This window comes from Kiloniella antarctica (assembly GCF_042682825.1).
Taxonomy (GTDB): Bacteria; Pseudomonadota; Alphaproteobacteria; order Kiloniellales; family Kiloniellaceae; genus Kiloniella; species Kiloniella antarctica.
In genome coordinates this window covers 612,619-634,542 of sequence record NZ_JBHUII010000004.1, presented here as the reverse complement: position 1 = coordinate 634,542, position 21,924 = coordinate 612,619, and the positions used below count along the sequence as shown (strand labels likewise).

Below are 21,924 nucleotides of genomic sequence, written 5' to 3'. Positions count from 1 at the left end.
TTCCAGAACATTTCCGCCTTAATTAAGGGGTACCCAGCTCTGGACGTATCTTGTTTATTTAGCTGTTGAGAGCTTCACTGATATCAATAATTGGAACGTTGACCTGATCTGAAACGGGTGCAGTAAAAGCAACATCTTGTACCGCTATTTCAAAATTTGTGGCTTCAATACCTGCGGGTTCAATACCTGGGTTTTCAATATCTGGGGTTTCAATATCTGGGGTTTCAATATCTGCAACGCCAAGTGTACTTAGCGCAGTAAGGTCGGAAAATCGTTTTTCGATCTCTTCTTTGCTCAGGTTTTCGATTTTTTTGCTCAAAATCCAGACATGGCCGAATGGATCAACAACTTTTCCGGTACGTTCGCCCCAATAGGCATCTTCAAGTGGAAGAATAACAGCAGCTTGGGCTTCTACAATACGATCCCATGCACCATCGATATCCGCAAGATAAAGTTGTACTGCGGTAGAGGTGCCACCAAGAGAAGTTGGTGAAAGAATGCCGTAGGCAGGCATTTCATCGTTGAGATGAATGATAGAGTTTCCAATTTTCAATTCAGCCCGCAAAATGGTGATGCCATCAATATCGACAATGCGGGAGAGTTCTTTTGCATCAAAGACCGAAGCGTAAAACTCTATCGCTGCGGCAGCGTTTTTGACCACAAGTACAGGTGTAGATGTGTGATAACCTTTTGGTACCGGGTTAATTTTGCGCGCCATCTCTAGCATATCCTCTTTGACAGGTTTGGTCTGGATGGTAATATTCTCCAAACATCATGCCTCATGCTGTATCAAAAAAAGGAAACTGTCAACAACATGGACCAAGATGTAAATTTGGGCGTAACAATGGCTGTTACGCAGGCCGATCTGGTTTATCTTCGTCAAACCGCAAGGCTGGGCGAGTTTCCAGTGGTTTACCGTGTCCATCGTTTGCAAAAGGGAGGTGGCTTTGGGGATCAAAGCAAACATCCTTTCTCCTGGGGTGTGTTGGTTTATGTCGACAGCCAACTTGCCCGAATTAATTCGGCGCGGGGCTTTGGGCGTGAATGGAACGACCTGGCGCGGGTTGAAGTATGGCTGCGCGCACAAGGATTTCGGTACTGGTGGACTCGTAACGATCTTGAACCTATTGGCGAGTTCGAAGGCGTAGACGAGGATGAAGAAGAACTGGGGGTGGTTCAAAATCCGGCCAGTACGGACCCCGTTCCCGGTACGGATTTTGGCTATTAGAAACCAAAGGGTATGACAAAAGGTCTTTGGCGAATAATAAGGAAATCACCATACCGCGCTGTTAAAGTTGTTCCAAAGAGACATTATCTTAAATTCTGAGCGATTTACTTAGATCAGGAATAAGTCATCCGGAAAGTCAGGCAGATGCGTTCGCCTGTTGGTTTGTTGGTCTTGGGGATCTGGTGTAGCCAGTAGTGCTGGGTTTCGCCCTTCATCAATAACAGAGTGCCCGCCTTCAGATTGATATCGAACGGCAGGGTCGCGCCTGACTTTGGCTTGAATTGGAAAATTCGATCGCCGCCGAAGCTGAGAGAGGCGATGGCTGGATTTATTCCCAACTCTGCCTCATCGTCCGCATGCCAGGCAACGCTGTCTCGCTCATGACGGTAGAGATTGCAGAGCGCGCTGTTATAGGTAAATCCAGTAAGGTGTTCAGCCCGGTCCTTTAGGCGTGACAGCAAAGGTGTCATCGGTCTCGCTGGCATGTGCAGGCGTGAATAGGTATAGGGTGAATCTCCATACCATTGTTGTAAACGCGGGATCGGCACGGTCCGGCCATGTAAGGAGATCTGCGCTTGCTGCCAATCCAGATCAGTTTTCAGTTGTTCGAAAATCTCTGCGCTTTCAGTGGCTGAATAGGCATGAGGGAAACAGGAAATATCAGCTTGTGGGGCAGGGTACTGAATTGGGTTTGTATCTGGCAATCTAATCTCCACTAATTACCCTAACAAATGCCACGCATTATATTAACAGTATAAAGGATTAACTAATTTTATCGTATCTGCTATGAGGCTATTGCGGAAGTCTCTATAAGTCGCAGACATTATAGAGAATAGTTAAATACACAAGCCTAAGTGTTGTCATGTTGACCAAGAAGTGCTCGTTTCATGAGGATCAGGCGCTTTACCACCTTGGGACGCAAAACATAGAGAGGCTTTGGTCCGGCTTTAGATGGGGGTTATGAGGCAATTGACGTGCTGAATTCGAGGTGTCGATAATGTGGTTTGAAATCCTCGGATAGATGAAAATGATATGTTGTCAAAATCAGATCAGCCTTCTGTCTCAATTAAGACAAGTGGCTTAAGTCAGATACGTGTAAGAAAATAGGGTTGCCACCTGTATTTTTACGATAAGAAAAGCCGTTAAACCCGCTTTGTGATAAGGGAGTTCTCCGCGTTGTGACGCTTGGAGTTTCAATGTGTTGTAGCTCGATAAAGGTATAAGGTCTGGCCCACAGCCATTCTCTGTTGTCCACTGATGTTAGGTCAGGATCGGGCAATGTTTCGTCACTCCAACCATAGAAATAGAGACAAAATCCGTATTCTGTGACGGGTTGAATAGACATCAGGCGCATTCCAAGTTCTTCACCAAAATAAGTTTGAGCAGCGACAAGATCTGTAACGCGCAGCGTTATGTGGGCGAGGGTAGCTTGTGCCCCGATAAAATGGCCTTCGGGTAAAGACTTGGCTCTGCCTTCAAAACCCTGCTGCAAAAGTTCTATGGAAAATCCGTTCGGGTCGGTGAGCTTGCTCATATAGCCGATGTTCTTGAATTGATAAGGGGCGGGCAGGGCAACGCCTCGATCCTTTAAGTAACCGACAGCGGCATCGAGATCTCGTAAGGTGATGCCTATTTTCCAGTAAAAATCGTTGTTTTGAGGTTGATACGGTTCGACATTTTCCAGATGAAAAACAACGGCGCATTGTTCGGGGCTAAAGCCAAAAGCTCTTGAATTTTTGTCAGCATTGAGTTCTTCCATCCCCAGAAGATCGCAATAGAAACCAGACAGGCCAGTAAAACTTGGTACACGAAAGTGTTGTGCTGTTATTCTTGGTGGCGGGATCTTTGGGATAGAACGCGATTTCATGATTGATAAAATCCTACACACAGAATTTTTAAGATAAAGCAAAACTCATTTATTTACTAATCCCGCTCAGGAACCCGCCGGAGGGTCATGCCGAATTTCTCGTTAGCGGTAAAACCCAGGTTTTCATAAAACCCTCTGGCTGATCCAGCTTTACTTACGGTCGTTCGTTCCAATATTGCCGCGGTTAAATTATATGAAAAATGTGGATTTAAGGAATATGGGGTGGAACCCAGAGCCTTGAAAGTTGGAAACGATTATCATGATGAACTATTGATGCGTTTGCTGTTCACAAAGTAAAATTTCAGCCTCTTCTCTTTACGGGGCCTAACTGCAGCCTCTTGCAGTCGTCCGTATCCATACTTGCAAACACCGGGAGCTTGGGCTCACTTTATCCGCAACTAATCGAACGAAAATATACATTAACTGCGAGTATAAATAGAGCTACAATTTTAACCGCTTCGTGCCATTAGCAGTCATTCAACGTTTCGATCAACAGAAAATTTGGAACGTAGAGAGTAAGATTTCCGAGTGGGGAAACTTGTTATAAGCCATAGCATTCAACACTAGAATTAAATACATTCTTATGGCACTGGTAGACTACATGTTTATTGTACTGCTCTAACTCATTTAAATCGTTGACTACATTATGAACAGGAATTGATTTAGGAGCGACCTTCAAATTTTCTATGAGATACTTAGAAGCGCTTGCGGGTACAAGAAAATCAAAATCCCCGAAGAAATATCGTATAAATCCATTCGAATATAAATTAAAATCCCACGCCATATGATCATCCTTTTCGGGTAATGGAATGCTATAACCCCGGTCAGAAAGAAGGCATGTTTTCTCATCATATGTATATATAAATACCATGATGAATAAATTTGGGTTTTCAAAAAGATCTTTTACAGTTTTCTCTAGAAAATTAGGTTGGTCTCCTTCAATTGGTGTTAGACAAAGAAATATGACAGAAAGCCAATCTACATACTCTTCTTCTGTTACTCCTAATTGTTCACACAGATAGCTCTGATGGGGTTTTCGCCCATTAAGTACACGTTCAAAATTCTTATAGTGAATGGGATCAGTTGGATGAATATTCCTAAGCGGAAAGAATGTATCTAGAGCCTTCTTTATTGAATATGGGTTTCTGACAAAATTTAAAAACTTAGAAGCAAAAATGTTTAATATTTCAGGCTTTATATCTGCTCCAGGAGTAGGAAGCTTTGAAATCAAGCTTTCTGTATTTGATTTAATATTCGTCTCGTACTGATGGAATAGCTTTTCAAAATTATATCTTTCCACGTCTTTTCCTAGGATATCAAAACTAAATATATCTTTTAGGTTTAAGGTTCTTGAAATTTTGAATCCTTTCTCAGAATCAAGAATGATAGAATGAGATTCTCGATCTTTCAGGCTAAATGAATATATTTTTTTGTTTTCTTCTCTAGCTGATGGATTTACCGCATTAAGCCTTTGTTCTACTTGCGATACAAAATGCTGATTTTTAGTTCCATTGAGCAAATCCATACCGAGTTTCCATTGGCTTATGACAATTTAATAGAGAGAACGTTTGTCCGTTTTATCAATATTAATACCAAATGCTGGAATACATCGCCAGACAAGGTGTGTGGGCATTTAAAAGATGCTAAGCGGCTTCGTGCCATAAGCGGACGTAAAGAATTTTCACTCTGGTCAAACCTCAAACTTCGAAAATAAATAGATCGCTTCATTCAACATCAGTGGAATCTTGATTATCCAACTCCTCAAATTTGCTCGCCATTGTAGGGTTGTGCCGTGTCAGCTTTTTGATCGTTACGTCCTGTGCCTTGTCGTTTGCAAGGCGAAGATTTCGATCCGTTCCAAGCAGTGCCTCTTTAGTTTTTTGTAAGTGATTAATTGATTTATCAATTTCATCGATTGCGATTTGAAATTTCCTAGAGGCAAGGTCATAGTTTTTCCCAAATGCGGTCTTGAAATTATCGAGGTCGTTTTCGAAGTTTGTTATATCTATGCTCTGAGATTTAACAAGCGCAAGCTCCGCTTTGTATTCTAGCGATTTCATTGCTGCGTTACGCAACAGCGTAATGATAGGAAGAAAAAACTGCGGCCGAATGACGTACATCTTCGGATAGCGATGAAAAACATCGACTATTCCAGAGTTGTAGAGTTCACTGTCAGGTTCGAGCAGAGATACTAATATTGCATACTCGCAACCCTTCTCAGTACGATCTTTGTCTAATTCCTTTAAAAAATCTTCATTCAATTGGCTGTCGCGAACCTATCAATGCATTCTTGCATAAGTTTAATGGAATGCTCAAAATTTCCTTGCTGATCACGCATTTTATAAGCCCATTTCAATCCATGAAAAAAATTGTTTCTAAAACGTAAAACAATAATCATACATGCAGTGAGTTGATCAGGAATACTCTCTTTTTCCTTACTTAAGACAGCCTTTACCAGCTCTTCATTATCATGACGTCTAAAATGAAGAGAGGCAAACTTATCATTAAAACCTTCAGCTTGGGTATCCATATATCTGTTTCTAAAATACTCAAGTACATCATCGAACCATCTTTCATTGAGTAAACCTTGATCATTCCATTCTTTTACTTTGCTTGAGATTTTGTTAGCTGAAGCATTGGTATCCAATACTTGAGCTTCAAATATTGTCCAAAGTAGGGAAAAATGATGAACTGATATTCGCTCAACTTCATCCAAGTTTTCATAACCTGGTGCATATTTTTTTAATATTTCTATATTCATGAAAATTTAACTCCAAAGTTAAAGTCAAGTGATTGAACCTGCCAGAGCGGACTCTTCAATTGTCTCTTTTTTATTGTGCTAATAAAGAAAGTTGTTACTTACTACTTGTGCGATAAATTTAATATAAAAAATATATAAATGAGGGTGTATTAATGGCTTCTGAGGATGTAGATTATTTTCAAAACGAACATCACGATAACTATTTTGATAACGATTTTGACAAGATTAATGAATTAACATATCTGCCGTGGGTAGGATCAAAATACAAAGGCCTCTACAATAAGCAAAAAATTCTGGTTATTGCAGAAAGCGTTTATAATTGGGATGAAAATAGTCAACATGCTTGGGCTTCTGTTAACGGTAGGAATTTCTCTCGGCATGTTGTTCATAAGCATGGTCTATACCATACAGTGAGTGGCGGCGTAGAAAATGCGCCCACATACAGAAATCTTGAACGCTCTTTGTCTGGGCAAAGAAACCTTAGCCCTGAAGCGAGGGTAGAATTTTGGTCTTCTATAGCATTCCAACAGCACGTTCAAAGGCCTATGCGGAATAAAAAAGAAAGACCAAGTCCTGAGGACTATGAAAAAGGTTCAAGAGTGTTAAAGGATATCATAAGTATAACAAAGCCAGATTTGTGTGTATACATGGGAACAGATTGGCGGAAACTCTCTGCAATAATGGATGTATTTGGTATTCAAGAAATAAAACAATATTCAAAAATTAATGGGGCCATACCAAAAAAACTCACACTTGAACTTCAAGGCAGTACTATACCTTTAATAATGATTAAACACCCCAACAGATTTTTTAGTTGGGACAAATGGTTTAACGAAGTTATCAAGGATGAAATCAAGTAATTTTAGCACTAAACCTAATAAATAATAATACACCCGTGGGCTTAAATGAGGCAGTAAAGTGCCATTAGCGGACGCCCAGTTACTAAGAATAATCCCTCAGTAGTTCCTATCAGATATTGCTAATCTACTGTAGGGAATTAAATTTATTGGATAATTTTAAGGCTAGTCTGACATAATCTTGAGCTTGAGATGATGATATTTCATCATCAACAGAATGAGCGGCTTTGTTTCTAACTGACCTTAATTCGTTTAACAATTGTATTTCTGCGCTACTGATTTTACTATGCTGATCCATCTCTTCTATGATTTTGTAACCCGAAATCTGTCTGCGTCCATCTTTCGTCGTAAATTTACTGGTAGACAACAAACTTATCATTGAGGCTTCTAGTGTTTTCCAAGCCTCTACGACTGCTGCAGTAGGCCTTATCATGGCAATATTTAATAAATCTTCATCGATAGTATTATCATTTGAAATGTAACCGTCTCCAGTTTGAGAAGCTAAACTTTCTAGCTTTTCAAACTCTGCGGAAAAACCTTTACCTTTAACATTTTTGAGCCGCCCAAGAAGTGTAGTGGCTTCTTGTTTATATTTTAAAGCAATGATTAAAATGACTATTGGTATAGCCAAATGTTCAAATCCAGAAACTATAACATTTTCAAAGTCAAAATTTAGGAAATCGGTCCAAAGCTCTAAATGCCAAACTTTGGGTGTTTGATCTATTGTCTCTTCTATATCAGCCATGATTAATCTTATATGTTTTGATTGATGCTCTGTTTATCAAATTAAAATCGGGATGTATCTGCGCAAGTATCAAACTGTTTATTAATAAACTAAACATTATATATAATAACTTGATGCACAACCTTTGACCTGCTCCCCAATGTGTAATCATTTATAAGTTAGTTGTGTTCCTGTTTTGGATCGCATCAAGTCAACGTGGTGCCAAAAGCGGATATTTACCATCTTTTACTCCGCTTTCCCTAATTCCTTATCGAAACCTCTAATCTCTTCGTGAGAAGGAACAATTAATGGTATTGCAATGCCGCTTCTTTGTTTTGCAAGTCTCTTTTCCCTAATTGATACCATTTGAACAAAGTAAATTACAGCACTTCTGGCTAACTTTAATGTACGAAGAGATTCCGTTAAGAATACTTCATAGTCGAAATGCTCCAGACACCCGGCCTGACTTTCTGGAAGTTCACCTAAATCATGTAACACGGTAAAACGATGAGTAGACGAGTTTCTAGATGCTTGTTTTTCAAACAAATAACCATTTATATTTGAAAGATCTTTAGAAACTTCAGTTAAAGCTAATAGTGCGGTGTTACCATTCTCTATTTCTTGAGAAATTTTCGGCTTAAACTCTTCTTCTACATCTTTTCCTCGTTGTTTTTTTAACCAAAACTCTCTAACCGAAGCTCTCTTTGCACCACCAATTCCAAGGTAAGATAAAGTAGCAACCGCCACTTTATCTAAAACGTCTAATGCACTTCGCTGAGCCAAAGTCAAAGCGGACTCATTTACCCCATAACAAGCATAATCTAACGTGTCATTATAATTCCCCGTCTCAATGAATACTTGATTAGAGGCGTAAAAAAGCAATTGCCTAGAAAGAATATAGTCAGATTTTAGCAAATTAATCATTGCGAATATTTCAGGTACAGAACTACTTGAATCTACGTCGGTGGTTACTGATGATATGCTTATGTTATCCCAATATTTAGATTCATGATGGTGAGAATGGATAGTTGCTGATAGTGTTAAATTATTTAAAATAACAAACCTTTCGTACTCATCACCTTCAATAGTTGATTCACTTTTTTCTGTACAAGGAATATCCTTTATTTCATCGGTTATACCTTTTACTCCATACCCACCGGAGTAAGAATAGATAGTTTCAAGGTTTTGATTTACGTTAAAAGCTAAGTATTCAATTTCTTTTATTATTAGATTATAGTCGCCCAAATCCTGAGATAAGGCATATCTGAGCATTTTCAACGCGCCCGAACTGGCGACACCATTTTTAGGATTTTCAGTCAAAGCTAAGGTGTAAAAATCGTATGCTTCCACCCACCTATAAGATGACCATAAAAGATTCCCCAAGTTTGTATTAGATTGGGACTTTAGATCAAATGAAGACTGGTCATCATTTGCAGCCACATAAAAATACTTTCGCGCCTCCGAACGATAGTCTTCAGTTTCGCTATACCAAACGAAACCATTATATTCGGTAGATGAGGCGAGAGAGTGTAGTCCATTCGCTAAATTATATTTTAGCTCTGAGTTACCTTTAAATTTATCGACAGCATTACGATAAATTTCGACCCCTTTAAGAACCACATCAAAGTTCTTTAGCATTCCTCCAGCATCAACAAAAATTGCAGCTTTCAATAGCTCAACTTTAATATTCCCAGAAAGCTTTAGTGCTTCATCAATCGCTTTCTCTGGATCGTCATCTAACAATTTGCTTAATTCTTCAGATATGTTGATTGCATCCATTAGATTTCCTTAAATCGGCATACACATAATATTTCCATGGCACACTTTATAGTTCGGGCGCTCATGAAGCGTACACAGGTCAACGTCAAAGTCTGCTTTGGGTTGGTTGCGGAAATCCCAATAAGAACCAATTGTTATAGAAGATAGCATAAAATACAACCTTTGGTGTTGTTGTGATTGCCAATTAAAGTGAGTTCAGGATCATTTATTTCGAGCTGATGGTTATCTACCGTCGCAATTAAAGCGCGCCCAAATTCCCGATGTTTGCAAGCATGGACACGGGCGATTGTGGGTGGCTAACCGGTGATCTTGGGCCTTCTGAGCTTCAGTTCGGAAGGCCAGACAAGGGGGCGATTTCAGATAGCTTTGCCTTTTCGAATGCGTGTGGTTGCGCCTTTGTTGGTTCGTGCGAGGGCGACTTTCATTATGCGGTTGAACCTTGGGCACTCGGTGTGGGTGGGGGCCTGACACTCGACCACATGTCTCAATCCATCCCGTAAGGCTGCAAGCTGCTTAACAAGCTGATTAATTTCGTCCGCTTTTTTTAGTAGAGTTTGAGTTGGAAACTTGACCTCGCGACCAGATGCCGAAAATTCACGTATTTCATCTAATGAGAAGCCTGCCTTCTGACCAAGCATGATCAGTGAGAGTGTTTGCAACACGGAAGGGTCAAACAAGCGACGTAGCCCGTTTCTTCCAGATGAAACAATAAGCCCTTTTTCTTCATAAAACCGGAGTGTCGCAGGGGTTAACCCTGTCGCCTTTGATACGTCCCCAATATCGATATCTTTCATGCTTGACCTCAAGTTGACTTTAAGTAGTAGGTTATGTTTTCCAAAATTTAAATTCAATCGAAAAGGTCGATTTTTATGGAAGAAAATGTGTTCTGGTTTGTTGTCATTGGATTAGGGGCAACATTGATAATGGACGTCTGGGCTTTGATCCTGCGCCTTATCTGGAAAGTTCCCTCAATGAACTATGGCTTGGTTGGCCGATGGGTTGGGCATTTACGTTTTGGGGTGGTGTCTCACGAACAAATTGGCGCATCACCTATGATCCCGTATGAAAAGCTCAGAGGTTGGGTCGTTCATTATTTTACGGGGGCGGTTTTTTCTGTCCTGTTTGGTTTTATCGTGGGCACGAACTGGCTGGCAGATCCTCAAATAATACCCGCTGTTGTGTTCGGCGTAATAACGCTGATCTTTCCGTTCTTTATACTGCAGCCTGCTTTTGGCGCTGGACTGGCAGCGTCCAAAACACCGAACCCAACAATTGCCAGATTAAAAAGTTTAAACGCGCATATGTCCTTTGGCCTCGGCCTTTATTTGATCGCGCTTGTCTTGAGCTTTTTATAGACACCCTCGCTTTTCTATAATCTTTAAGGAGAAACACAATGAATAACATATACTCAACCATCACAGTCCGCCGACCAGATGAGGGTATTCGGTGCGTATCTGCGGGAAATGTCTATCGATATTTAGCGACTGGGCAGGAAACAAACGGCAAATTGGCGGTGCTGGAAAGTGTGGTGGAACCGGGGAAGGGCGCACCCTTTCATACCCATAGTCGGGAAGAAGAAGCTTTTCTTATAACAAAGGGCGAAATGGTTTTTTATTCTGAGAAAGAACGGTTCGTTGCGCCTACAGGTACGTTTATTACATGTCCTGTCGGAACTATGCGTGGCTTTAGAAATGAGACAAACAACCCCGCACACATGGTGATATTGCTTGCGCCAGCAGGTCTTGAGGAGATGTTCATCACGGATGGGACTGTTTTGGAAAGGGATCAAAAGGCCGATGACGTCGGCGGACTTCGTGAAGCCGCCTGCCCGAGCCTGTCTGAAGAATTTGGTATCATTAATCATGATATCCCTTTGCCCATAGGAAAAGAAGGGCTTGTTTCTGAAGCGAGCACCTGAAAGGACATCGTTCTATCCTGACAAAATAACGTGATTGTTGTGCAAAGCGCGGGTGTTAAACAAACTGCTATTTAGGTTGTTTATAATACCCGCGCCGGATTTTGGGACACCTGATCAAACGGCAAATTTTAGTGGTGAGATCAATGGAGCGGGAGCCGCAGCGAAAACCTAACTTTTCAAATTAATTCGTAACGAGATTATCTTCGTCAAACCAAACGGTGTCTCCTAGGCCATAACGCTCAAAAAACTTCTTGGTTTCTCCCTTTGCCATCATGTCAGCCAGAATATCGTTTAGGTTATCATACACTTTTTCGAGTTCAGAGGTTTTCGGGACGCCGAAATAATAGCCACTGCCTTCGTTGTATATGATGTAGGACGCGAAGACGTAGTCATCGATCCCAGCATTATTCAATGCTGTTTGAATTGAAACGAGATCTGCAATCGCCATTATTTTGAACCGACCGCCTTTGAACATCTGAACCATGTTTTTGTCATCGATACTGACTATTTTTTTAATTCTCGGGTCTTTGTCGAACTTATCGTTATAGGTTGTTCCGCGTTTAACACCGATCAAATATTTATAGAGATCCTCATAGCTCCCGAGGAGGTGCTTATCACTTTTGTGTACCAGAAATAAAACGCGTGTTCTGGCATAACCGATTGGTCCAAGGTATTTAACGAAAGCTTCCCGTTCCTCCGTTTTTCGTACGCGAGGAACAATGACAGGTTTCATTCTCTTTACCTGTTGAAGGCTCTGCGCAAAGGGAACATCCTGCCATTCTAGCTCATACCCTAATTGCTTAACGGCTTCTTCAAGTAGCTCAACCATGACGCCTTTGATTTGGTCATTATTATCTTTGAAAATGTAGGGCGGGCGGTCGCGCCAGTGAGCGATGAGTTTATCACCTTGAGAGAAAGAAGAAGCTGAAAACAAAGAAGTAAATAGTATGAAGATTACCGCAAGCATATACACCGCATGCTTTTTCATTATTTTCTCCAGGCCGTTTGTGCAGGTCATTATACAAACTGATAAGTTAATTTTTGGGAAAATTTGAAAAATAACACTGCTATAATTAGCTGTTCTCCAAGGTTGTCATCGTATTAACCTTATCAAGGGGTGTATCAATCCATAGCGAAAAACTCATCTTTTTCATGAGCTCTTGTACCTTGCATGGGGATCTATAAACTCACCTGACTTCACGTATCGGCGACAGGTCTTTGGGTCGCTTAGGGACATCGCAATGGATAAACATAAATAGATGAAGATCTTTTTTCGACGGCTTATTTGGGCGTGTGTGTTGATCGGGCTGGTCTTTCCCGTGACGACGATCCTGCTCTACCGGGTACTGCCGCCTCTGGCGACGCCACTCATGCTGATCAGAAGTTCTCCCATGAAGTATGACTTTGTCGCGTTGGAAGATATTTCGCCAAACCTTATACAGGCGGTTTTAGTTTCTGAAGATCAACGTTTTTGCCAACACGCGGGCTTTGATTGGAAACAAATGGGAATTGTCTGGGATGAGCTTTTGTATACAGGGACGGCTTCACGGGGGGCGAGTACCATCTCGATGCAGACTGGCAAGAACCTGTTTCTCTGGCCCTCTCGCAGTAAAGTTCGAAAAGTACTGGAAGTCCCTCTGACACTGATGTTGGAAACACTGTTACCCAAACGAAGGATCTTGGAACTCTATCTTAACATCGCAGAATTTGGGGATGGTATTTATGGGGCTGAGGCCGCAGCCCAAGCGCACTTTAATCGCGCGGCAAAAGGACTGACACGTGCTCAAGCAGCGCGCCTTGCTGCCGTTCTGCCCAATCCCTTGGACCGAAATGCCGCGCGACCAAGTCAGAATGTTCAAAAAGCTGCCAACCGTATTTCAGGAAATATCAGGGTTGCTCCTGCGGCCCTTTGGTCTTGCCTTTAAATTACCTGTTAAAAATATAATTTTAGCCAGATTTTTCTGGCCAATTTTTGCTCGGGATACTGAATTTAAGACATAAGAATTATGAGATTTTATAATAAAGTAGCCTTGAGTGAAATTGTTTTTAAAAGCAAGATTACTTCAGCGGTTTTGTTTTGTATCTTACCAGATAGAATGCTGACCGAATAATATTCCACGGACTTATGTACGCCTTGTTCTGAGTGCAAAAATGAATAGCCGTCGAAATAAAGCACGTTATTGTAAATTATATTTATGCTGATTGAGGTAAAACAGAATGGGTGTTTTTGAGCGGTTTTTGTCCGTTTGGGTTGGCCTTTGTATCGTTGTTGGAATCGTATTGGGTTTATGGCAACCGAGTCTTTTTCAAAAAGTTGCTGGATTAGAAATTGCTCACGTCAACATCGTGGTAGCTGTTTTTATTTGGGTGATGATTTACCCAATGATGGTGCAAATTGATTTCTCTGCCGTAAAGGATGTTGGCCGAAATCCTAAAGGCTTGCTGCTCACCATTGTGATTAATTGGTTGGTAAAGCCATTTACGATGGCGGCATTAGGTTGGTTATTTTTCAAAATTTTATTTGCCGATTTGGTCGATCCATCATCGGCACAAGAATATATTTCGGGGATGATTTTACTCGGTGTTGCGCCATGCACGGCAATGGTATTCGTTTGGTCGCAACTAACCAAAGGCGATCCTAATTATACCTTGGTTCAGGTGTCCGTTAATGACGTGATTATGATTTTTGCGTTTGCGCCTATTTCAGCATTTTTACTTGGAATAAGTGACGTTCAGGTGCCGTGGGAAACATTATTAATCTCAGTTGCTCTTTACGTGTTGTTGCCATTAATTGCAGGTGTGTTTACGCGCAAAATTTTGAACAAAGGTAATAATGAGCAACCCTTAAATGACTTTCTGGCAAGGTTGAAACCTTGGTCAGTTATCGGATTACTCGCAACCGTTGTTCTATTGTTTGGGTTTCAAGCAAATACAATTATTTCGGAACCAGAGACTATTGGATTAATTGCCATACCTTTGTTGATACAAACGTATGGAATTTTTATTATTGCCTACCTTGCAGCCAAATGGATGAAGCTTCCGCACAATATCGCGGCTCCTGCTTGTCTTATTGGTACATCGAATTTCTTTGAATTAGCTGTTGCCGTTGCAATTTCGCTTTTTGGCCTAAACTCTGGTGCCGCTTTGGCCACAGTTGTTGGTGTGTTAGTCGAAGTTCCTGTCATGCTTTCACTGGTTGCGTTGATTAATCGAACTCAACACTGGTTTAAATAGGCGTGAGACTGGCCCGCATATCGGCATATTTCGATATATGGGCATTAAAAGTACAATTGCAGCATTTAGATAACCCTTTTAGGCAGAATATTCTTGTTTGGCTAAAAGATTAGGCCAGATTTTTACCAGTTTTAGCGGAAAGTTAGTTCTCTGATTGCATTTGGGTATGGCAGGGTTAAAACCCGTCGGTTTTGCACTTGTGTTTCATAATATTTTTTGTCACCATCTGCGTGATGGTTTCTGGATATCTAAGCTGAATCCGGGATGAAAAGGGAATACGGTAAGGTGTAACCTCATAGGTGCCAATTCCGTGACTGCCCCCGCAACTGTATGTGGTTAGCCGCTCTGAGAGTACCACTGGATTACTAAAATCCGGGAAGGTTCAGAGAAGCTTTGATCCATAAGTCAGGAGACCTGCCATCGTGTTATTAACTCAAACCGGGCGGGGTGCCTCGGAAAGGATGATAGACATGGCGACAGGCTCTTTTGCGTCACATCACATCGGTTTTCGATCCTCCTCGTGCGTGCACGGAGGGTGCCATGAAACTGATTGCGCGATATCGATATCTCTTATCAAAATTTTGTAAAACGTTTGCACGTCTAGCTTTTAGCACGACGCAGCGAATAGAGAGCCAACACTCTTTTCAGAGATGGTCTTGTCTTTGTTGATAAATATGGATAGTAATGTTATAACATTACGTATTTATTTGTCGTGAATTAGATAAGAAATCCTGTTACATGAATAAAACGGCTTTAGAGGCCTGTAACCTGTCCTGGGGGCCAAACGGGCGCGAGGTTATCCTGCATGAAACCAGCTTTAAGGTTGGTGCCGGACGCATACTTGGCGTCGTTGGGGCCAATGGTGCAGGAAAATCGACCCTGTTGCGGTTGCTGTATCGCTATTACCGTCCTCGAACCGGGCAGGTTCTGGTTGATGGTGAAGATATCCATGCCATGGGGGCCAAGGCTGCTGCGCAACGCATAGCCGCTGTCCTTCAGGAACAACCGACAGACTTTGCCCTCAATGTGCGGGAAATTGTTGCGCTTGGCCGTACGCCGCATCGCAGCGGCCTGTCCGGCTATGGCGCACGCGATGCCGAGATTGTCACATCAGCACTGTCTAAACTCGATTTGTGCGGCTTTGCTGACCGATCATTTGGCACGCTTTCAGGAGGCGAAAGGCAACGAGTCATGGTTGCCCGTGCATTGGCACAAGAACCCCAAATCCTCATTTTGGATGAGCCGACCAATCACCTTGATATTAGGCACCAGCTGGAGGTTCTGACCCTGATCCGGGGCCTGGGGCTGACGATTATTACCTCTTTGCATGATCTCAATCTGGCCAACACATACACCGATGACGTGTTGGTCCTGTCCAAGGGACACAGCCTGGCTTTCGGTCCACCCGAAACGGTGCTGAGCGAAGAACTGATCACCCGTGCTTTTCACGTCAATGCCCGGATCGAGCGACTGGAACCCAGTGGTGAGAACCACTTTACCTATCACCTTTAAGTATCTTGCTCGCTATTAGCGACCTGTTTTGGAGAATACCCATGCGTAAATATATATCCTGTATGAGCCTTTCAGCCTCGGCCTTTGTTCTGGCATTATCGACAACCGCTGTCCGTGCTGCCGACTATCCTGTGAGTGTACAAAGCTGTGATCGAGAAGTTGTTTTTGACGCAGCGCCAAAGTCGGCGGTTTCCAATGATGTAAATCTCACTGAAATGATGCTGGTTCTTGGCCTGCGGGACAAAATGGTGGGCTATACCGGGATTTCCGGATGGAAAACGCTGGATGAAAAAATGCGTGAAGGCGTAGCAGAACTGCCGGAGCTTTCAGAAAAATACCCATCGAAAGAAGTTCTGGTTGGGGCTGATGCGGATTTTTATTTTGCAGGCTGGAACTATGGCATGAAGGTTGGTGGTGAAGTGACGCCAGAGAGCCTCAATCCTTTTGGCATCAAGGTGTACGAACTCACGGAATCCTGTATTCATATCGGGGGCAAGCCAAAGGTATCGATGCAGGATATGTACAATGATATCTTAAATCTTGGTAAAATTTTTGGGGTAGAAGAAAAGGCCAATGACCTTGTTGCAGGTTATGAGGCCGAGTTGGAAGCTTTCCAGTCCACATTGAAGGTGCTAGAGCATCCGGTTCGGGCGTTTGTTTATGATAGTGGTCAAGAAAAACCCTTTACTGCCGGGCGTTATGCGATGCCAACCGCGATGATCGAGGCTGCGGGCGGGCGCAATATCATGGATGACTTTGACAAAAGCTGGGCCAAGGTCGGCTGGGAAGCGGTTGTCGAGCGTAACCCGGAAGTGGTTGTTATCGTGAATTATGGCAATGTCACTGCAGAACAGAAAATTGAGTTCATGAAAAATAACCCAGCCTTTGCCGATATGGATGCCGTTAAAAATGATCGTTTTGTGGTGCTGGAATACGTCGAAGCAACGCCAGGGCCCCGCAACATCAACGCCGTGAAAAAACTCGCAACCGCTTTTCAGGGCAAGTAAATGAGCATCAGCAAAATGGAGGGGCCTCTGTTGCCAGATGAGGCTTCCCGCAGAACTGGCCGAAGAACAGGACGAGGAACGACTTCCCAAAAAACACACGTGTTACAGAGCTTGGTGGTGAAAGCTCTGGTAAAGCCAAGCCGATCATTTGCGCTCATTTTAGTCGTGGGTGTTATGTTTTTGGTATTCTCCATTTGCGTTGCGATCAGTGTCGGGGCCATTTCGGTCCCGATACCAACGGTTTGGGGGATATTTTTAAACAAGATTGTCCCTGGATTCATTGAGCAAACCTGGTCTGCGGGTCGGGAAGCCATCGTTTGGGAAATTCGTTTTCCTCGTACAATCTTGGCGGGACTTGTTGGTGCTGGTTTGGCGCTGGTTGGTGCGACCTTACAAGCCGTAACCCGCAATCCGCTGGCGGACCCGCACTTGCTTGGGATTTCATCAGGTGGGGCTTTTGGTGCTATTTTAGCTCTGTTGCACACGGGGTTATTTATTGGACTTTTTACCGTGCCTTTGTTGGCATTTCTTGGGGCGCTTGGTGCGTCGGCCTTGGTTCTCGGTGTGTCCAGGTTGGCGTCGGCAACCTCATCGGATCGTTTGATTTTGGCAGGGGTTGCTGTCTCTTTTGTGGTGATGGCTGCGGCCAATGTCTTGATCTTTTTGGGTGATCCTCGGGCCACTCATACAGTTGTATTCTGGATGCTTGGCGGGCTGGGTCTGGCGCAGTGGTCTCAACTTATTTACCCGTTGGTTATCTTGATCGGTTGCAGTCTGTTTTTCTGGTTCAAATCCGGTGATCTCAATGCAATGACGGTGGGGGATGAGACGGCTTCTACATTAGGTATTCCCGTGACGCGTTTTCGACTGACAATTTTTATTGTCGGCGCGCTTATTACAGGGGTGATGGTGGCTTTTTCAGGCATTATCGGCTTTGTCGGATTGATGGTCCCGCACATTGTCCGCATGTTTGTCGGCGGTGATTACAAGCGGGTGTTGCTGGCCTCAGCGCTAGTTGGGGCGATATTTTTGATTTGGTCGGATGTTATTGCTCGGACGATTATGGCGCCAGACGATATTCCCATTGGCATTATTACCGGACTGATTGGCGGGTTGTTTTTTATCTGGCTGTTGGGGCGGCGCAATAAGGTTTAGGTTTTTCAACTTAATGACCCAGAAGAAAGACAACTTGGATAGGACAAAAGCTGAAAAGGCAGGATGTCAAAGCTTGAGCTTCTCCTTACTGGAAAACGGACTTTGTGCTTGCTTTCCTCGCAAGGTGGGAAAGAATTTAAATGAAATCCTTATGGACTAATGCTTGGAGAATTGATCCTTAGCTTAAGCAGACCATTTTCAAGATCTCTACCGCAACAATACTCCTAGATGAGTAATTGGTGGTACTTTGTCCGGAAACGAATGTTCAGGAGAATAATGTAGAATAAACCAACACTAATACGATTGATCGCGGTTCCTAGCCTGTTAAAGTAATTTCAAAATTAATGCAAAATCAAACAATAATACCTAAAGGAACATCCGTATGAAATTTTGCAGTTATAATATTCAGTACGGGATCGGCAAGGATGAGCTGGTCAATTTCAACCGGATTGTCGCTGAAATCGGGACCCCGGATGTAATTTGCCTACAAGAGGTGGAGCGCTTTTTACCTGAAACGGGGATGAGCGATCAGGTGCGGGAATTGGCGGCACTCTTCCCAGCTTACCACTGGGTCTATGGTCCGGGGGTGGATGTGGATGCTGATATTGTTGAATCAAATGGTCACGTGCGCCATCGTCGCCGCCAATTTGGTAACATGTTGCTTTCAAAAGCCCCTATCCTGTCGTCTCGTAATCACGTTTTGCCCAAACACGGGTTGCTGGATGCCTTTAGCTTGCAACGTGGACTACTCGAGGGCGTGATTAATACCCCAAGCGGACCGCTGAGGGTATTTTCGACCCACTTTTCACACTGTTCACCGCAAGAACGCCGGGATCAGGCCGAGACGCTGCTGGACATCATTCGCCGTGGCCCGGACCAAGGCGGATCCTGGTCGGGAAACAACGCATCGGCGCATTGGACCGAAACGGGTAACGCCCCACCGATGCCGCATCAGGCAATCGTTATGGGGGATTTCAACTTGACCCCGAAAGATGCTGAATACGATGTTCTGGTTGGTCCTTGGGATGTGGCTCATGGGCGTTTGAGTAAACGTGATAACCTAGTTGATGCGTGGGATTATTCCAAGAGTGGGGATTTTGAACAGCCGACCTGTACGGAACGGGCGCAGGGAAACCGCCCGGTGCGCAGTGTTCGTTTGGACTACGCCTTTGTGACCCCGGATCTTGCGCCCAAAATAAAATCAATGTTTGTCGATGTCGAGGCGCAAGGATCAGATCATGAACCGATTTTTGTCGAGCTGGATCTGTAGGTTGAACAGAATGAGGTTAGGTCAAAAGAGATGAGTAAAGAAATGAGTAAGGGGAGGAAACTCCGAAAGACAATAAAAGAACGCGGTCTTGCGCGTGTGATGGCCGCCCATAGTCCACTATCAGCTCGCCTTGTGCAGGAGGCTGGGTTTGATGGTATTTGGGCCAGCGGTTTTGAGCTATCAGCACTCTATGGCTTGCCCGATGTCAGTTTGGTTTCCATGACCCAGCATCTTGATATGACCCGGGCAATGGCGACACAGACATCTTTACCGATTATTGCAGATATCGATACAGGTTTTGGCAATGCGATCAATGTTATCCACGCGATAAAGGAATATGAGCGTGCTGGTGTTGCGGCAGTTGTTATCGAAGACAAAAGCTTTCCCAAGGTGACAAGTCTGGTCGAAGGTGGCAGACAGGATTTGGTGCCGATCAAAGAGTTTCAGGGCAAAATTGCTGCTGCGATTGATAATAGAACCAGCGCGGATTTTCTGATTATCGCCCGAACAGAGGCACTGATTGCCGGATTGGGGGAGGCCGAGGCGCTGGCGCGTGCGCTGGCTTATGAAGAAGCCGGGGCGGATATGATATTGGTGCATTCCAAACAGGATACGCCCGCCGAGATTGAAAGCTTTGTGCGTAATTGGCAGGGGAAAACACCGATTGTCATCGTGCCAACAGCCTATCCTGAAATGACCGAAAAACAGGCGTTGGCACTGGGTAAAATTAAAGTGCTAATCTATGGAAACCATGCAATCCGGGCCTCTATTCAGGCAATGCAGGATGCCTTTGCCAATATCATCAAGCATGGCGGCGCGCAGGAAATTGGCAATGATATCGCCGCAGTTACAGAAGTTTTTCGTTTGCAAAAGATGGATCAGGTCAAAACAAATGAAGAGCGTTATCTCTCTTAAACCTTCGATTTATATTAATCGCGGGGTAAGGTATTTTATGTTATTGTAATATATAATTTTATTTATTGCCTTTGCTTATTCCCTAAAGGATTTTCAGTTCCATGCATCTGGATCCGGCACTGTCTTCATTTGTAGCAATTATCCTGCTCTTAACTGGGGTAGGGATGGCCGCTCATCTCTTTCGCCAACCTGTAGTCGTGGGTTATTTACTGGCGGGGATGATATTGGGACCAGATGGTTTGGCTATCGTCACCGACAGCGATGTTCTGGGCCGTTTGGGAAGCATAGGTGTTGTGCTTTTACTGTTTTTTGTCGGCATGGAAGTCTCTCCCAAGCGTTTGATTGCCAATTGGCGTATTGCGGTTATGGGAACAGTTTTACAAATAGGGTTGTCCGTGGCGATTGCCTTTGGATTGGGTGAAGTTCTGGGGTGGAGCTTTGGGCGTAGTCTATTGATTGGCTTTGTTCTTTCTCTGAGTTCTACGGCTGTTATTTTGAAGCTCTTTCAAGATTGGAAAGAGCAGGATACCAATACAGGGCAGGATGTTCTGGGTATTTTGTTAGTTCAGGATCTAGCAGTAATCCCTATGTTAATTGTCATTGGCGCTTTTTCAAATACTGGATTTCATACTGGTCAGGTCGTACTGCAGTTGGTTGGGGGGGCAGGGCTGCTCGGGATTGCGATAGCTGTTTCGGTTTTTGCCCCAATAAAACTGCCCTTTAGCAAGTTTTGGCGGCAAGATCATGAGATGCAGGTTCTGATCGCGCTCACGATTTGCTTTGGGTTGGCACTGATTTCTGGATTATTGCAACTGTCAACAGCACTTGGGGCCTTTGTAGCGGGAATGGTTCTTCACGCTACTCATGATACGGATTGGGTTGAACATAGCCTTCTTGGATTTAGAACTGTTTTCTTAGCTGCCTTTTTCCTTTCTATCGGGATGCTGGTTGATTTCGATTTTCTGGCCGAAAACTGGCCGCTTGTTTGTCTATTGGTTGGAATTTCACTGATTGCCAATAGCGGGATTAACACTGGAATCTTGAAGTTGTTTGGCAGATCCTGGCGTGAAAGTATCTATGGTGGTGCAGTTTTGGCTCAAATCGGGGAGTTTAGCTTTGTCTTGGCTGCGGTTGGTTTACAAGTCGCCCTGATCAATGAAACAGGGTATCAAATTATCATTTCAGTTATAACACTAAGCCTCTTGGTCAGTCCGGTTTGGATTGGCGGGACAAAACATCTCCTTAAAAAATATGGTGATAAAAATGATGTACCGGCCTAAATTTTTATTGTTAGTTGTTTTTTTGATTTTTACTTTAAAGCCAGCGGCTTCGGCTAATTATCTCTTTAGCGATTTGGTTTCTCAGTGCCGCCTTCCGTTCCAGAGCGGTCAACTTTTTTGTGCGGGTTATCTTGCGGGAGCTTTGGAAATGCATCGTTTGACCCGAAATCGTTTTCCCTCTGCGGCAGTTATCTGTGCGCCCGTTTTAAAGGTCGAAGAGCGTAAGGAAATTTTGGTGGAATGGGCCAAAGCGCATCCAGAACATAAAGACCTTACCCCTCCTGAAGGGGTAATGCGTGCTTTTTCAGAAAAGTTTCCCTGTCCATAAATAAAGGGCCATAAATTAGGAGGCCCATCTACAGGTCCTCGTAAACAGGTGTCTTTAAAATTATAATAGTCTTAGGATATGTCTCTGTT

The 21,924-nt window shown here is 43.4% G+C and carries 23 protein-coding genes and 1 riboswitch; of the genes, 13 read left to right on the top strand and 10 right to left on the bottom strand.

Annotated features, from left to right (window positions below; translation table 11 throughout):
- Positions 1-58 precede the first annotated feature (58 nt).
- Entirely contained in the window at positions 59-718 is a 660-nt protein-coding gene (locus ACFSKO_RS10055) for a VOC family protein (protein WP_380251070.1), read from the bottom strand.
- Between the two features lie 96 nt (positions 719-814).
- Between ACFSKO_RS10055 and ACFSKO_RS10050 the strand changes: the two genes are divergently transcribed.
- Entirely contained in the window at positions 815-1,228 is a 414-nt protein-coding gene (locus tag ACFSKO_RS10050; protein WP_380251068.1) for a hypothetical protein, read from the top strand.
- A gap of 113 nt (positions 1,229-1,341) precedes the next feature.
- Here ACFSKO_RS10050 and ACFSKO_RS10045 read toward each other — a convergent pair whose 3' ends face one another.
- The 5 genes from ACFSKO_RS10045 to ACFSKO_RS10025 all read right to left on the bottom strand — a co-directional run bounded on the left by ACFSKO_RS10045 (position 1,342) and on the right by ACFSKO_RS10025 (position 5,856).
- Positions 1,342-1,932: an alpha-ketoglutarate-dependent dioxygenase AlkB family protein gene (locus tag ACFSKO_RS10045; RefSeq protein ID WP_380251066.1), complete on the bottom strand. Its 591-nt coding sequence runs from the start codon at positions 1,930-1,932 to the stop codon at positions 1,342-1,344.
- Positions 1,933-2,294: 362 nt separating this feature from the next.
- Complete coding sequence (locus ACFSKO_RS10040; RefSeq protein WP_380251064.1) at positions 2,295-3,095, bottom strand: VOC family protein; 801 nt, start codon at positions 3,093-3,095, stop codon at positions 2,295-2,297.
- Between the two features lie 541 nt (positions 3,096-3,636).
- On the bottom strand, positions 3,637-4,620 hold the full coding sequence (locus tag ACFSKO_RS10035; RefSeq protein WP_380251062.1) for a hypothetical protein: 984 nt from the start codon (positions 4,618-4,620) through the stop codon (positions 3,637-3,639).
- A gap of 199 nt (positions 4,621-4,819) precedes the next feature.
- Positions 4,820-5,356 carry a DUF2130 domain-containing protein gene (locus ACFSKO_RS10030; protein WP_380251060.1) on the bottom strand — a complete coding sequence of 179 codons (537 nt, stop codon included), beginning with the start codon at positions 5,354-5,356 and terminating at the stop codon, positions 4,820-4,822.
- On the bottom strand, positions 5,353-5,856 hold the full coding sequence (locus ACFSKO_RS10025; protein ID WP_380251058.1) for a hypothetical protein: 504 nt from the start codon (positions 5,854-5,856) through the stop codon (positions 5,353-5,355). The genes ACFSKO_RS10030 and ACFSKO_RS10025 overlap by 4 nt, the downstream gene beginning before the upstream one ends.
- Positions 5,857-6,008: 152 nt before the next feature.
- On the opposite strand from ACFSKO_RS10025, the gene ACFSKO_RS10020 reads away from it, so the two are divergent.
- A complete protein-coding gene (locus tag ACFSKO_RS10020) occupies positions 6,009-6,716 on the top strand; it encodes a hypothetical protein (RefSeq protein WP_380251056.1) in 708 nt (235 codons plus the stop codon).
- Positions 6,717-6,840: 124 nt separating this feature from the next.
- Here the strand turns inward: ACFSKO_RS10020 and ACFSKO_RS10015 are convergent, their stop codons facing one another.
- From ACFSKO_RS10015 to ACFSKO_RS10005, 3 genes are all read right to left on the bottom strand, one after another.
- Complete coding sequence (locus ACFSKO_RS10015; RefSeq protein ID WP_380251054.1) at positions 6,841-7,458, bottom strand: hypothetical protein; 618 nt, start codon at positions 7,456-7,458, stop codon at positions 6,841-6,843.
- 225 nt (positions 7,459-7,683) lie between these two features.
- Positions 7,684-9,216: an LA2681 family HEPN domain-containing protein gene (locus tag ACFSKO_RS10010; RefSeq protein ID WP_380251052.1), complete on the bottom strand. Its 1,533-nt coding sequence runs from the start codon at positions 9,214-9,216 to the stop codon at positions 7,684-7,686.
- A 356-nt stretch (positions 9,217-9,572) separates the two neighbouring features.
- On the bottom strand, positions 9,573-10,010 hold the full coding sequence (locus tag ACFSKO_RS10005; RefSeq protein WP_380251050.1) for a helix-turn-helix domain-containing protein: 438 nt from the start codon (positions 10,008-10,010) through the stop codon (positions 9,573-9,575).
- A 75-nt stretch (positions 10,011-10,085) separates the two neighbouring features.
- On the opposite strand from ACFSKO_RS10005, the gene ACFSKO_RS10000 reads away from it, so the two are divergent.
- The gene (locus tag ACFSKO_RS10000) at positions 10,086-10,571 is read left to right on the top strand and encodes a DUF2938 domain-containing protein (protein ID WP_380251048.1); all 486 of its coding nucleotides are present in this window, start codon (positions 10,086-10,088) and stop codon (positions 10,569-10,571) included.
- 38 nt (positions 10,572-10,609) lie between these two features.
- Positions 10,610-11,134 carry a cupin domain-containing protein gene (locus ACFSKO_RS09995; protein ID WP_380251045.1) on the top strand — a complete coding sequence of 175 codons (525 nt, stop codon included), beginning with the start codon at positions 10,610-10,612 and terminating at the stop codon, positions 11,132-11,134.
- Between the two features lie 181 nt (positions 11,135-11,315).
- On the opposite strand, the gene ACFSKO_RS09990 is transcribed toward ACFSKO_RS09995, so the two are convergent.
- Positions 11,316-12,122, bottom strand: coding sequence for a substrate-binding periplasmic protein (locus tag ACFSKO_RS09990; RefSeq protein WP_380251043.1), 807 nt, complete (start codon positions 12,120-12,122; stop codon positions 11,316-11,318).
- 271 nt (positions 12,123-12,393) lie between these two features.
- On the opposite strand from ACFSKO_RS09990, the gene mtgA reads away from it, so the two are divergent.
- The 9 genes from mtgA (at position 12,394) to ACFSKO_RS09945 (ending at position 21,835) form a co-directional block, all read left to right on the top strand.
- Positions 12,394-13,059, top strand: coding sequence for a monofunctional biosynthetic peptidoglycan transglycosylase (gene mtgA, locus ACFSKO_RS09985; protein WP_380251041.1), 666 nt, complete (start codon positions 12,394-12,396; stop codon positions 13,057-13,059).
- Between the two features lie 292 nt (positions 13,060-13,351).
- Positions 13,352-14,368, top strand: a complete 1,017-nt coding sequence (arsB, locus tag ACFSKO_RS09980; protein WP_380251039.1) for an ACR3 family arsenite efflux transporter — start codon at positions 13,352-13,354, stop codon at positions 14,366-14,368.
- A gap of 217 nt (positions 14,369-14,585) precedes the next feature.
- Positions 14,586-14,804: riboswitch (cobalamin riboswitch) on the top strand.
- Between the two features lie 302 nt (positions 14,805-15,106).
- Positions 15,107-15,880, top strand: a complete 774-nt coding sequence (locus tag ACFSKO_RS09975; RefSeq protein WP_380251037.1) for an ABC transporter ATP-binding protein — start codon at positions 15,107-15,109, stop codon at positions 15,878-15,880.
- A 41-nt stretch (positions 15,881-15,921) separates the two neighbouring features.
- Positions 15,922-16,887 (top strand): ABC transporter substrate-binding protein, encoded by a 966-nt coding sequence (locus ACFSKO_RS09970; protein WP_380251035.1) that lies wholly within the window; start codon positions 15,922-15,924, stop codon positions 16,885-16,887.
- Positions 16,888-18,042: a FecCD family ABC transporter permease gene (locus ACFSKO_RS09965; protein WP_380251033.1), complete on the top strand. Its 1,155-nt coding sequence runs from the start codon at positions 16,888-16,890 to the stop codon at positions 18,040-18,042.
- A 382-nt stretch (positions 18,043-18,424) separates the two neighbouring features.
- Positions 18,425-19,312 (top strand): endonuclease/exonuclease/phosphatase family protein, encoded by an 888-nt coding sequence (locus ACFSKO_RS09960; RefSeq protein ID WP_380251031.1) that lies wholly within the window; start codon positions 18,425-18,427, stop codon positions 19,310-19,312.
- A gap of 30 nt (positions 19,313-19,342) precedes the next feature.
- Positions 19,343-20,227, top strand: coding sequence for an isocitrate lyase/phosphoenolpyruvate mutase family protein (locus ACFSKO_RS09955; protein WP_380251028.1), 885 nt, complete (start codon positions 19,343-19,345; stop codon positions 20,225-20,227).
- A gap of 101 nt (positions 20,228-20,328) precedes the next feature.
- The gene (locus tag ACFSKO_RS09950) at positions 20,329-21,507 is read left to right on the top strand and encodes a cation:proton antiporter (RefSeq protein WP_380251026.1); all 1,179 of its coding nucleotides are present in this window, start codon (positions 20,329-20,331) and stop codon (positions 21,505-21,507) included.
- The gene (locus tag ACFSKO_RS09945; RefSeq protein ID WP_380251024.1) at positions 21,491-21,835 is read left to right on the top strand and encodes a Rap1a/Tai family immunity protein; all 345 of its coding nucleotides are present in this window, start codon (positions 21,491-21,493) and stop codon (positions 21,833-21,835) included. Before ACFSKO_RS09950 ends, ACFSKO_RS09945 begins: the two co-directional genes overlap by 17 nt.
- The last annotated feature ends 89 nt before the right edge of the window (positions 21,836-21,924 follow it).